The following is a 12,583-nucleotide window of genomic DNA, read 5'->3' on the forward strand; positions in this document are numbered from 1 at the left end:
CGAGCAAGCTCGCTCCCACAGGTTCTGGGTTGATCACAAGTTAAGTGATCGACTCAATCCCTGTGGAGCGGGCTTGCTCGCGAAAGGGCTATAAGCCTCGATGCAGGACTATAGTGACCTTCAGTCCCAAGTCCTGCCGAGCCCATCATGACCACAGAAAAACCCGAAACGCCCACCACCGCCCCCGTCGACCACCTGCGCTTCCACCGCCCCCACGCCCACCTCAACACCACCTTCGGCAACGACACGTTCGCCTTGCGCGCTGAGGCCTTCGCGCGATTCTTCGGCACGCCGCTGTTCCTCGGTGCGCAAACCGTGATCGTCGCGGTGTGGATCGGTCTCAACGTGTTGGGCGTGACGCAGTTCGACGTCTACCCGTTCATCCTGCTCAACCTGGCGTTCAGCCTGCAAGCCGCCTACGCCGCGCCGTTGATCCTGCTGGCACAAACCCGGCAAGCCGCGCGGGACAAGGCGCAATCGGACGCCGACGCGCAACACCGTGAAGCGCTGGCCGTGGCCAACAGTGAGCGCCAGGCTCAGGCTGCGCAGACCACCGCGCAACTGCTCGAACTGCTGGAGCAGAACACCCGCCTCACCGAAATGACCAAGAGTCTGACCGAGCGCATCGAAGGCCTGACCCGCGAACTGCATGCGCACATCTGCCAGAACCCGCAACGCTGATCACGGCAACCGCAGTGCCCGCCCCAGTTCATCGAACAGCGTGACCACCGAGCGCAACGCCCGGCAGTCCGGGCGGGTCAGCAGCCACAGCGCGGTGTCGTAACCGTGCAACGGTTCGCTGAGAGCCTGTAAACCTTCGGTAATGAGAAAGTCCGGCAACGCCGCCACACCGAGTCCGCCGCGCACCAGTTCAGTCACCGACAGCATGCTGTTGCAGCGATAAGCCGGGGTCACGCCGGGCAACTGCTGACGGCGCCAGGCGACGGTCGGGTGATCCGGCAGAAACTCGTCCGGGGCGATCCATGTCAGCGCCGCCAGATCCGTCGCATCGACGTTTTGCAGATAACGCGCACTGGCGCAGACCCGGTAGGAAATCTTCGCCAGTTGCCGTCCGACCAGATGCTCTGGCGGCGTACGCGTCAGGCGCAGGGCGATGTCGGCATCGCGGCGGTTGAGGTTGGCGAAATCGTTGGAGGTGCTCAGCTCGAGAGTCAACGCCGGATAGTTCGGCATGAACTGCGCCAGCGCCGGCAACAGCAGGCCTTGCAGCACCGAGTCGGTGCAGGTCAGGCGCACCGTGCCGCTGACCACTTCGCCGCCCTGCTCGACACCGATCCGCGCCGCTTCCAGTGCCTGCTCGGCGCGTTCGGCTTGCTCGGCGAGAGTCTGCGCGAGGGTGGTTGGCAGGTACCCGGCGCGGCTCTTTTCGAACAATTGCTGACCCAGCGCTGACTCCAGACGACGCACCGCGCGAAACACCGTCGACACGTCTACTTTGAGCAGCTGCGAAGCCCGGGCCAGAGAGCCGCCGCGCACCAACGCAAGGATCAGCGCCAGATCCGGGTAATCGAGTCGATAGTGCGTCGCTGCATTGATCACTTGGGGAAACGCCAATATTGAGTGCGTGAACGCCAATCTATAGTGAGCCCCGGTGATCGACAACTGCACACCCTCACCACAGAGGTTCATCACTCACTCAAATCAAGGAAATCCCATGGACGCCATTTCCATCGCCCTGATCGGCGATCACGATCCGCAAGTCACCGCTCACAAGGCGATCCCCGTTGCCCTCGGCATGATCGCCGAGCAGTCCGGCCACAATGTGCAATTCGAATGGCTGCCCACCGAGCAGATCCACGCCGACACTGCGCTGGATCACTTTGACGGCTTCTGGTGCGTCCCGGGCAGCCCCTACAAAAGTGAGGCCGGTGCACTCAGGACCATCCGTTTTGCCCGCGAACAACAGTGCCCTTTCCTCGGCACCTGCGGTGGTTTTCAGCATGCGCTGCTGGAGTTTTCCCGCAATGTGCTGGGCTGGGCCGATGCCGAGCATGGCGAAACATCGCCGGATTCACCGCGAGCCGTGCTCACACCGCTGACCTGTTCGTTGGTGGAGGCGGTGGACAGCATTCATCTGGTCGCCGGTTCGTTGATCGCCAAGGCGTACGAAACGTCCGAAATTCTTGAAGGCTATCGCTGCCGCTTCGGGGTGAATCCGCAGTTCCAACGAGAATTGCTGAGCCATCAGCTACGCGCCGTGGGGCATGATTCGGCAGGTGACTTGCGCGCGATCGAATTGACTGACCATGTGTTTTTTGTCGCCACGCTGTTTCAACCGGAACGCGCAGCGCTCAAGGGCAACATCCCGCCACTGGTGCGGGCGTTTGTCGAAGCGTGTACGGAGCGACGTCCATGAAGCCGAACGAGCCTTGCTTTGCGGTGATTTTCACCTCGACCCGCACCGAGGGTGACAACGGTTATGCGGCGGCGTCGGAACGGATGATGGAACTGGTCAGCCGGCAACCGGGGTTTCTCGGCATTGATTCGATTCGTGGGGAAGACGGGGTCGGGATCACCATTTCGTACTGGCAGAGCGAGGCGGCGATTCTGGCCTGGCGCGAGCATCCCGAACACCGGGTGATTCAGGCGCGCGGCCGGGGGCAGTGGTATTCGAAGTTTCAGACCCGGGTGTGTCGGGTGGAGCGCGAGTATCGGTTTGGGCAGTGACTTTGACGGCGCGCTGACTGGCCTCTTCGCGAGCAAGCTCGCTCCCACAGGTACCGCGTTTGGGCTTTGAATTGGGTGGTGTTCTCACCGGCCTCATCGCTGGCAAGCCAGCTCCCACAGGTACAGCGTGATCTTCAGAACAACTCAAAACCTGTGGGAGCGTGGCTTGCCCGCGAAGAGGCCAGTACCGTCAATACAAAAACTTCAACCCTTCACCAGACTGCGCACCGCCACAATCTCCGGCACCTCAACCTTGCTCATGTACACCCGCAACGGCTCACTGATGTTGATCCGGTCATCGATGTTCTGGTCCAGCAACAACTGAATCAGCTCTCGCTTCAAGGTCATGGTCGTCTCAGAGGCCGGCGCCCAGACGAATTCATTCACAGGAATGATGCCGTCATCGGCGACGTCCATGCCGAACGAATCTTCGCTGAAACGCACGATGTACTGGCCGGTCTTGCGGTTGAGACCGACGAAACCTTTGAGGTCATCGGCGGCCTGACAGATGAGTTGGGAAGTGATGCGCATGGTAAACCTCACGAAAAATCATCGATGGTTTACACGCAGGGCAACGAAATCGGCGCGCCCTCTGCCGGGGCGTCTGCCGAGGGCAAGCGTACTGCAAACCGCGCCACAAAAGTGCAGGAAAAATCGCTTTTAATACGTTTATGTCGGTCTGGCGATAGCACCCAATCGATTCAGTTGTTAAAAGGTACGTCTTTGAAAATGCCCTGCGAAAGGAACTCGAACATGCCCGCCACTTTCACCAAAAGCGCCCTCATGCTGAGCCTGATGCTCGGTCTCGGCCAGGCCCACGCCGCCCAGACTGACGTCAACGCGCTTGCCGCCGCCCATGGCATCCCGCATCCAGCCGTGATCGCTCACCGTGGCGCGTCCTTTGATGCACCGGAGTCCACCGCCGCCTCCTACAAACTGGCCCGCGACCTCGGTGCCGACTACCTGGAAATGGATTTGCAGCGCAGCAAGGACGGCGTGCTGTTCGCCCTGCACGACAACAACCTGCAACGCACCACCGACGTCGCGACCAAATTCCCGGAGCGTAAAGACGGCCCGGCCACCGCCTTCACCATGGCCGAACTGAAAACCCTCGACGCCGGCAGCTGGTACAACAAGGCTTACCCGGATCGCGCGCGTCCGTCCTACGCCGGGCTGAAAATCCTCACCCTCGATGAAATCATCGACATCGCCCAGGCCAACCCGAAACACAAGCCGGGTCTTTACATTGAAACCAAGGAGCCGCAGCTGTTTCCGGGCATCGAGCATGACCTCAAAGAGAAGCTGCAAGATCGCGGCTGGCTGAGCCCGGCCGGTTCGAAACTGGCGAAAAGCGAGTTGGCCGTCGGCCAGGGCAAAGGCAAGGTGATCCTGCAGACTTTCGAGAAGAACAGCCTCGAACTGCTGCAAAAGGAAATGCCGCAAGTGCCGAAAATCCTGCTGCTGTGGGTCGGCGAAGGCAGCATCGAGCCGAAATCGAAGGTGACCTTTGCCGAGTCCGGCGAGAAGGACAAGAACGTGTTCTACGGCAAGCAGGAGCCGAAATCCGAAGCCGAATTCAAGCAATGGGTGGATTTCGCCAAGGCTCACGGCGCCATCGGCACCGGCCCTTCGGCCAAGCTGACCAAGGGCGGCGACCAGAGCTATTCGGATCTGGTGCAACCGTGGATGAACCAGTACACCCACGATCAGGGCATGCTGGTGCACGTCTACACCGTCGATGAGCCGGTGGATTTCGAGAAAGTCATGGCGGCCGGCGTTGATGGCATCTTCACCAACCGCGCCAGCGAACTGTTGAAGTTCTACAAGCGCCCGGCCAGTGCCAGTGTTGATCAGGTGTTGAAGAACAACGGGTTCTGATCAGCAGACCGGGTTGTCCGCATCGCGAGCAGGCTCACTCCTACAAGAGCGCTGCACGCGATGTGGGGTTTTAAGGGTGAGTTAAGTTGCGGTGGTTAACCTGAGCCCACTTCAACGAACAACCCAAGGAATGACCCGATGAAAACTTTGACTGCCCTGTTTACCGCCGCAGCCCTGACCCTGACTGCTGGCCTGGCCCAAGCCGATGTGCGTGTCGACCAGATCCCTGAGTTGGTCAAATCCGGCAAGATCAAGTCGCTGGAGTCGATGAACGCCGAAGCGCTGAAACTGCACCCGGGTGCGACCATCACCGACACCGATCTGGATAACCACTTCAACGGTTACGAGTACGAAGTCGAGCTGAAAACCGCCGACGGCAAAGAGTTCGACGTCGATTTCGATGCCACCACCGGCAAAGTGCTGAGCAACAAGCAAGACACCTGATACACCGCCAAAGCAAAGCCGCACGATCAGCGATCGTGCGGCTTTTTTGCGTCCGTTGCCCGGCGAATCACGCGGATGCAGCCTGAAGGGATGCCAAAACCGCCATCAGACCGCTAGTATGGCGAGCATCAGATAAACGATTGCAGCCGAGAGCGATGGGCATGGGGCAGACAGCGGCAGCAGACATCGCGACAATCGGACGGATCAGCGCGGTTCCGGCGATCCTTCAGGTGATCCGCGAACTGACCGGCCTGCGCTTTGCCGCCGTAGCGCGGGTTACCGAAGATTCGTGGACAGCCTGCGCCGTCCTCGATCAGCTGGATTTCGGCCTGCAGGTTGGTGGCGAGCTGGATGTGGTCACCACGCTGTGCCACGAAATCCGTGCTGCGCACACCTCGGTGGTGATCGACAAGGCCAGCGAAGACCCGCTCTACCGCGATCATCACACCCCGCGCCTGTACAAATTCGAGAGCTATATCTCGGTGCCGGTGTTCCGCACTGACGGACGGTTTTTCGGCACCATCTGCGCCCTCGATCCGAACCCGGCACAACTCAAGTCGAGCAGCATCCAGAGCACCATGGAGTCGTTCGCACGGATGCTCGCGTTGCAGATCGAAGCCGAGGAAAACGCGCAGCGCACCGAAACCGCGTTGTTGCAGGAGCGCGAAACCGCCGAGTTGCGCGAACAGTTCATCGCCGTTCTCGGCCACGACTTGCGCAACCCGTTGTTCGCCATCAGCGCTGGCGCCGAAATGCTTCTGCGCAAGCATCCGGATCCGGCCATCGAAGTGCGGGTACGCAATATCCTTGGCAGTGCGCAAAGGGCAACGCGGTTGGTGGATGATGTGCTCGACTTTGCACGCGGACGGTTGGGCAGGGGTATTCCGGTGGATATCCAGCCCTGCGCGGATTTGACCGAAGCCGTGCAACAGGTGGTGACGGAGATTCGCAATGTGCATCCGCAGCGCACGATTCGTGCGTCCATCGGCGACTTGCAGGGCTTGCCCTGTGACCGCGCGCGGATCGCTCAACTGCTGTCGAACCTGTTGGCCAATGCCGTGGCCCATGGCGACCCGGAGGGCGACATTGAGGTCATCGCGCAAGTCGAGCACGGTGCGCTGATGCTGGGGGTGAAGAATCAGGGGCATATTCCCGAGGCGATCCTGCCGCACCTGTTCCAGCCTTACTCGCGCCCGACCGGCAGCGCGCCCCAGGCCGGGCTCGGTCTGGGGCTGTATATCGCCAGCCAGATCGCCCAGTCCCATGGCGGGCATTTGCATGTGGCGTCCACCGCACAGAGCGGCACGCTGTTCACCTTCAGCCTGCCCACAATCTGAGACACACCACAAATCCCCTGTGGGAGCGGGCTTGCTCGCGAAGGCGTCGTGTCAGTCAATATTTTCGGTGACTGAAACACCGCATTCGCGAGCAAGCCCGCTCCCACAAAAGTATTGCGGTGATGCTTAAGCCGAAGTGCTGACCAACGACCCCGAGCTGCTCGACCCGGAATCCTGCAACGCCTGCAACAACGCCGCCGTCGCCGTCTGCAACGAAGCCGAAGTGCTGGAGATTTGCGACTCGGCGGACGCCACGTCGGCAGCCTTGGCATCCGCGTCTTCCTGCTTGGCCTGAGCCGCTTGCAGCGCTTGCTGTTGCTCCTGCAATTGCTTTTGCAGCTCGGCGATCTGCTTGCGCAATTCTTTCACCGAATCCGACTCACCGCTGCTGTCGGAACTGCTGTCGCCCGCCGGAGCCGCGCCCCCGCCAGCCGCCACTTTGCTGGTATCGGCGCTGACGCCCGCGCTGCTGGTTGCAGGGGTCGAGGTGTCGTCACTCGCGTCGCTGATCCTGGTCTTGCTGGTGGCGGTGCTGACGGTCTGATTGATCGAAACAGAGGTGATGCTGACCATGGGAGGGCTCCAATGCCGGTTATAGATAACCGGCCATCGGCGGCACTCGCACGGATTTGAGATCGACTGTGTACCGACTCGGTAACCGAACCGGTACACGTCGGCGGACGTCAGGCGCTCAGGCGCGCGGTGACTTCATTGAGTTGCCCGGACAGGCCATGCAGGTTCTGGCTGGCGCTTTCGGTGCGCTGCACGCTGTTGAGGTTGGTGCTGGCGATGGACGTGATCTCGGTCAGGTTGCGCGAGATGTCTTCGGCCACCGAGGTCTGCTCTTCGGCGGCGGTGGCGATCTGGCGGTTCATGTCGCGGATCGCTTCCACGGCGTGGGTGATGCGCTCCAGCATCGCACCGGCCTGAGTCACTTGCTCGACGCTTTCGTCGCTGCGCGCCTGACCGCTTTCGATCGCTTGCGCAGCGTCCACGGCACCGGTCTGCACGTTTTGAATGATCTGGTTGATCTCGATGATCGACTCGGCCGTACGCTGCGCCAGATTGCGCACCTCGTCAGCGACCACCGCAAAACCGCGTCCGGCTTCACCGGCCCGCGCCGCTTCAATCGCCGCGTTAAGCGCCAGCAGGTTGGTCTGCTCGGCGATGCCGCGAATCACTTCCAGCACCTTGCCGATGCGGCCGCTGTCGCTTTCCAGACGACGAATCACTTCAGCGGTGTTGGCAATTTCGCCACGCATCTTAGTGATGGTGTGGATGGTGCCCTGCATGACCTTTTCACCCTGCTGGGCAGACTGGTCGGCATCGTCGGCGGCGCGCGCCGCATCCGCCGCGTGACGGGCGACTTCCTGGGCAGTGGCAGACATTTCGTTCATCGCCGTGGCCACCTGATCGGTGCGGTTGAACTGCTCGTTGGTGCCGCCGGCCATGGTCGTGGCGATCGCATTCAGTTCGCCGCTGGCGCTGTCCAGATCACTGGCGCTGCGTTGCAGATGAGTGAAGGTTTCGGCGAGGAAATCACGCAGGGTATTGGCCGCGGCGGCGAGGTTGCCCAACTCGTCCTGACGGTCGTTGGCAACGCGTTCGGCTAGGCGCCCACGGCTCAACTGGGTGACGTAGTCGATCAGCTTGCGGATCGGCTCGATCAGGTTGCGGTTGACCAGCCACAGGCTCAGCAAGCCGATCAGCAGACCCGAGCCGAGCATCACCAGTATCCCCAGCAGCACGGTGCTGTCGGCACTGGCGCTGATTTGCGCCGACTGTTCGGTGCCCTGCTTGCGCAGCTCGGCGACCAGTTCGCTCATCTGATCGCTGGTGGCGCGGTCCACGCCTTTGACGGCGCTGTCGCCAGCCGTTGGATCGGCACCCGCAGCGACATAGGCATCGCGGCCCTTCTGGTAGGCGCTGCCGAGTTGGCGGTGCTCATCACGCAAGCGTTCGATGCGGGATTTCAGCGCCGGCTCAAGGCCTTTCTGACCGGCCAGTTCACCGAGAATGTTCTGCACATCGCGCTGACGATCTTCGAACTGGCTCCAGTACTTGGCCAGGTCCGCCGGTTGCTTGCCGCGCAGCAAGACGTTTTTCCACTCCTGCACCTGCACCTTGAATTGCAGGTTGGCCTCGTCAATCAATTGTGAGGTGTGCAAGGGGCCGGCGATCAACTGGCTGTAGTTCTGCACGCCGTTGGACAGGAAATGAAAGCAGGCCAGTGCGATCAACAGCATCGCCAGCAGGCTGCCGCCCAGCAGGGCGAGAATTTGTGCTCTCAAGGATTTTTGCAGCATCGCGAGATACTCAGGACAGGGATGAGGCACGCCCGGTAAGGCGTGGAATTTTGCCGGACATCCGTGTCGGCGAGCCTTGGCTCATGGCCAAGCGCGCGCAACGTAACCCAAGCGTGATCGGCGTACCAGAGCGCTTCTTGAAGAAAATCCGACCATTGGTAGGTGAATTAAGAGACTGTGATCGACCATGGCCCAGGGGTGGGAGCGGGCTTGCTCGCGAAAGCGGCGTGTCATCCACATCATCACTCAATGATCATCCGCATTCGGGAGCAAGCCCCCTCCCACAGGATTGCCGGTAATGATCACGATCACTGTCATTTTGCAGTCACACAAGCGTCATGTGTGATTGCGATGATGCGGCTCAGTGAACCTGCCATTCCGCGACCGACGCGCCCTCCTCGCAGCGAGCCTCCATGAACCACAGCCTTGATCTCAGTCATCGCGATCCTGATTTGTTCGGTTTGCTTTACGGCTTCCGTTTTCGTCCCGGTGAACGTGGCCGCGAAGTCGATTCGGCGACCGCCCTGCGTTGTCTGCAAGACGACAGCGACAGTGATGAATTCCTCTGGCTGCACCTGAACCTGGCGCACGCCGCGTGCGAGCGCTGGATGAAGAGTCATCTGCAATTGCCCGAAGAGTTTTTCGAGGCGCTGCACGAAGGTTCGCGCTCGACGCGCATCGAACACGTTGATTCGGCGTTGCTGGCAGTGGTCAACGACGTGGTGTTCAACCTCAGCAGCATGGTTTCCTCAGACGTGTCGACGCTGTGGGTCTGCGTGCGCAGCAAACTGATCGTCAGCGCACGCCTGCAGCCGCTGCACTCGGTGGACAAATTGCGTTCGTCGGTGAAGGCCGGCGAATGCTTTCGCTCGCCGTCGGAACTGCTGGTGCACTTGCTGCGTGATCAGGGTGAAGTGCTGACGCAGATCGTGCGCAAGACCAGCATGAGCGTCGATCTAGTCGAGGACGAATTGCTCTCCTCACGCCTGTCGACCAACCGCGCCGAACTCGGCGCCAACCGCCGGGTGCTGGTACGCCTGCAACGGCTGTTGGCGCTGGAGCCGGGATCCTTGCTGCGCCTGCTCAATCGTCCGCCGCCGTGGCTGCAGAAGGAGGACGTCAAGGAGCTGCGCAAATCCACCGAGGAGTTCGCGCTGATCATCAACGACCTCACCGCCCTCGGCGAGCGGATCAAACTGCTCCAGGAAGAAATCGCCGCCAACCTCAACGAACAGAGCAACCGCACCCTGTTCACCTTGACCGTGGTCACGGTGCTGGCGCTGCCGATCAACATCATCGCCGGTTTCTTCGGCATGAACGTGGGGGGTGTACCGCTGGCGACGGATCCCGAGGGGTTCTGGATTCTGGTGGCGCTGGTCGCGACGTTTACCGTGATTGCCGGGCGCTGGGCGTTTCGTAAACGTGGGGATTACTGACCCTTGCCCACCACAGATCCATTGTGGTGACAGAGGTCCTGTGGCGAGGGGATTTATCCCCGATCGGCTGCGTAGCAGTCGTATATCCGGTGGACGCGTTTTAGCTGATAAACCGAGATGAATGGTTTTTGGGGCTGCTTCGCAACCCATCGGGGATAAATCCCCTCACCACAAACAGCTCACCTTAAATCAACTTCCCCTCCTGCACTCAGGAATGGGCTCAACAGATCAGCGGTGAGGCTAATCCGCCAAACACTGACCTGCCGCAGTCTCTCTGTAATATTTAGCAACGATCATGACCGACACTCCTTCCCTCGCTCAGGATTGTCCGCTCATGGCTACTCCCTCCCTGACCGCCGCCCGCCCCACGTCCGCCCACGGCGGCCGGCCGGCACTTGATAAAAAACCCGGGCCGTTCACTTACGTGGTGTTCTTCGCGGTGCTCGCCATGGGGATGCTGTTCACCGCTTACAGCCTGATGCACGACATGCATGAACTGGGCACCACCGTCACCACCTGGACCCCGTTTTTGCTGCTCGGCGTGGCGCTGCTGATTGCGCTGGGCTTTGAGTTCGTCAACGGTTTCCACGACACCGCCAACGCGGTCGCGACAGTGATTTACACCCACTCGCTGCCGCCGAATGTGGCGGTGGTCTGGTCGGGCTTCTTCAACTTCCTCGGGGTGTTGCTGTCCAGTGGCGCGGTGGCGTTCGGCATCATCGCCCTGCTGCCGGTGGAGCTGATTCTGCAGGTCGGTTCGTCCGCCGGGTTCGCGATGATCTTCGCCCTGCTGATCGCAGCGATCCTCTGGAACCTCGGTACCTGGTGGCTGGGCCTGCCGGCCTCGTCGTCGCACACCTTGATCGGTTCGATCATCGGCGTCGGCGTGGCCAATGCCTTGATGCACGGGCGCGACGGCACCAGCGGCGTGGACTGGGCGCAGGCGACCAAGATCGGTTACGCCCTGCTGCTGTCGCCGCTGGTGGGCTTCGGCTGCGCGGCGCTGTTGCTGCTGGCCATGCGCGCCTTCATCAAGAATCGCGCGCTGTACAAGGCGCCGGAAGGCAACAACCCGCCACCGTGGTGGATTCGCGGTTTGCTGATCGCCACCTGCACTGGTGTGTCTTTCGCCCACGGCTCCAACGACGGGCAGAAAGGCATGGGTCTGATCATGCTGATTCTGGTTGGCACCTTGCCGATGGCTTACGCGTTGAACCGCACCATGCCCGCCGATCAGGCGCTGCAGTTCGCTGCCGTCGCCGAAGTCACCCAGCAAGCGCTGGTGAAAAACACTCCGCTGCCGGCCCCGGTGGATCCGCGTCCGGTGCTGTCCGATTACGTGCGCAGCAAGCAAGCCACGCCGCAACTGATCCCCGCCCTCGCCGCTCTCACCGGGCATATTGGCGAGGAGGTGAAAGGCTATGGCTCGCTGTCGAAAGTCCCGGCCGAGGCCATGGGCAACGTGCGTAACGACATGTACCTGGCCAGCGAAAGCATTCGCCTGATGGACAAAAACAAGGTCGGCAATTTCGACGCCGACACCACTGACAAACTGCAACTGTTCAAGCAGCAGATCGACAACGCCACGCGCTTTATCCCGCTGTGGGTGAAGATCGCCGTGGCCATCGCTCTGGGCCTCGGCACCATGGTTGGCTGGAAACGAATTGTGGTGACGGTCGGCGAAAAGATCGGCAAGACCCACCTGACCTACGCCCAGGGCGCCTCAGCGGAAACCGTGGCGATGCTGACCATCGGCGCGGCGGACATGTTCGGTTTGCCGGTGTCGACCACCCACGTGCTGTCATCGGGTGTGGCCGGGACCATGGTCGCCAATGGCGGTGGTTTGCAGATGAAGACCATCCGCAATCTGCTGATGGCGTGGGTGCTGACCTTGCCGGCGGCGATTCTGCTGTCGGGCAGCCTGTACTGGCTGTTCACCCAGATCTTCTGATCGACTTAGATCCCTGTGGGAGCTGGCTTGCTCGCGAAAGCGTCAGGTCAGTCAACAATGATGCTGAATGGGCCGGCCTCTTCGTGAGCAAGCCCACTCCCACCCTGGATCGCGACCAGCCCCGAATACTTCACCCACCGCCCACCCCTGTGGGAGCGGGCTTGCTCGCGAAGGCGTCAGATCAGTCAACATCGATGCTGAATGGGCCGGCCTCTTCGTGGGCAAGCCCACTCCCACCCTGGATCGCGACCAGCCCCGAATACTTCACCCACCGCCCACCCCTGTGGGAGCGGGCTTGCTCGCGAAGGCGTCAGATCAGTCAACATCGATGCTGAATGGGCCGGCCTCTTCGTGGGCAAGCCCACTCCCACCCTGGATCGCGACCAGCCCCGAATACTTCACCCACCGCCCACCCCTGTGGGAGCGGGCTTGCTCGCGAAGGCGTCAGATCAGTCAACATCGATGCTGAATGGGCCGGCCTCTTCGTGAGCAAGCCCACTCCCACCCTGGATCGCGACCAGCCCCGAATACTTCACCCACCGC

The 12,583-nt window shown here is 61.3% G+C and carries 12 protein-coding genes and 1 pseudogene; 8 read left to right on the plus strand and 5 right to left on the minus strand.

The genetic code is table 11. From position 1 onward, the window contains the following. Positions 1–147: 147 nt before the first annotated feature. Positions 148–681 carry a DUF1003 domain-containing protein gene (locus E4T63_RS20955; protein ID WP_135296379.1) on the plus strand — a complete coding sequence of 178 codons (534 nt, stop codon included), beginning with the start codon at positions 148–150 and terminating at the stop codon, positions 679–681. Here E4T63_RS20955 and E4T63_RS20960 read toward each other — a convergent pair whose 3' ends face one another. After that, complete coding sequence (locus tag E4T63_RS20960; protein WP_115990497.1) at positions 682–1,623, minus strand: LysR family transcriptional regulator; 942 nt, start codon at positions 1,621–1,623, stop codon at positions 682–684. Between the two features lie 52 nt (positions 1,624–1,675). On the opposite strand from E4T63_RS20960, the gene E4T63_RS20965 reads away from it, so the two are divergent. Beyond that, positions 1,676–2,377, plus strand: a complete 702-nt coding sequence (locus E4T63_RS20965) for a CTP synthase C-terminal region-related (seleno)protein (RefSeq protein WP_135296380.1) — start codon at positions 1,676–1,678, stop codon at positions 2,375–2,377. Beyond that, complete coding sequence (locus tag E4T63_RS20970; protein WP_135296381.1) at positions 2,374–2,688, plus strand: antibiotic biosynthesis monooxygenase family protein; 315 nt, start codon at positions 2,374–2,376, stop codon at positions 2,686–2,688. The genes E4T63_RS20965 and E4T63_RS20970 overlap by 4 nt, the downstream gene beginning before the upstream one ends. 204 nt (positions 2,689–2,892) lie before the next feature. Here the strand turns inward: E4T63_RS20970 and E4T63_RS20975 are convergent, their stop codons facing one another. Further along, entirely contained in the window at positions 2,893–3,219 is a 327-nt protein-coding gene (locus tag E4T63_RS20975) for a DUF2025 family protein (RefSeq protein WP_095137098.1), read from the minus strand. A gap of 222 nt (positions 3,220–3,441) precedes the next feature. Between E4T63_RS20975 and E4T63_RS20980 the strand changes: the two genes are divergently transcribed. The 3 genes from E4T63_RS20980 to E4T63_RS20990 all read left to right on the plus strand — a co-directional run bounded on the left by E4T63_RS20980 (position 3,442) and on the right by E4T63_RS20990 (position 6,347). Continuing rightward, positions 3,442–4,566 (plus strand): glycerophosphodiester phosphodiesterase, encoded by a 1,125-nt coding sequence (locus tag E4T63_RS20980; protein WP_135296382.1) that lies wholly within the window; start codon positions 3,442–3,444, stop codon positions 4,564–4,566. A 138-nt stretch (positions 4,567–4,704) separates the two neighbouring features. Beyond that, entirely contained in the window at positions 4,705–5,010 is a 306-nt protein-coding gene (locus E4T63_RS20985) for a PepSY domain-containing protein (protein WP_007917758.1), read from the plus strand. 161 nt (positions 5,011–5,171) lie between these two features. Continuing rightward, positions 5,172–6,347 carry a GAF domain-containing sensor histidine kinase gene (locus tag E4T63_RS20990; protein ID WP_135296383.1) on the plus strand — a complete coding sequence of 392 codons (1,176 nt, stop codon included), beginning with the start codon at positions 5,172–5,174 and terminating at the stop codon, positions 6,345–6,347. 126 nt (positions 6,348–6,473) lie between these two features. On the opposite strand, the gene E4T63_RS21000 is transcribed toward E4T63_RS20990, so the two are convergent. The 3 genes and pseudogenes from E4T63_RS21000 to E4T63_RS29040 all read right to left on the minus strand — a co-directional run. Continuing rightward, positions 6,474–6,920 carry a hypothetical protein gene (locus E4T63_RS21000; protein WP_096795042.1) on the minus strand — a complete coding sequence of 149 codons (447 nt, stop codon included), beginning with the start codon at positions 6,918–6,920 and terminating at the stop codon, positions 6,474–6,476. A 110-nt stretch (positions 6,921–7,030) separates the two neighbouring features. Beyond that, positions 7,031–7,798: a methyl-accepting chemotaxis protein gene (locus E4T63_RS29035; RefSeq protein ID WP_371921119.1), complete on the minus strand. Its 768-nt coding sequence runs from the start codon at positions 7,796–7,798 to the stop codon at positions 7,031–7,033. A 165-nt stretch (positions 7,799–7,963) separates the two neighbouring features. Then, positions 7,964–8,653, minus strand: a pseudogene (locus tag E4T63_RS29040) (methyl-accepting chemotaxis protein); the annotation flags it as partial. A 413-nt stretch (positions 8,654–9,066) separates the two neighbouring features. On the opposite strand from E4T63_RS29040, the gene E4T63_RS21010 reads away from it, so the two are divergent. Then, positions 9,067–10,089 carry a transporter gene (locus E4T63_RS21010; protein ID WP_027612604.1) on the plus strand — a complete coding sequence of 341 codons (1,023 nt, stop codon included), beginning with the start codon at positions 9,067–9,069 and terminating at the stop codon, positions 10,087–10,089. A gap of 334 nt (positions 10,090–10,423) precedes the next feature. Further along, complete coding sequence (locus E4T63_RS21015) at positions 10,424–12,040, plus strand: inorganic phosphate transporter (RefSeq protein ID WP_115989069.1); 1,617 nt, start codon at positions 10,424–10,426, stop codon at positions 12,038–12,040. Positions 12,041–12,583: the final 543 nt, after the last annotated feature.

The organism is Pseudomonas fluorescens, from assembly GCF_004683905.1.
Lineage (GTDB): Bacteria > Pseudomonadota > Gammaproteobacteria > Pseudomonadales > Pseudomonadaceae > Aquipseudomonas > Aquipseudomonas putida_A.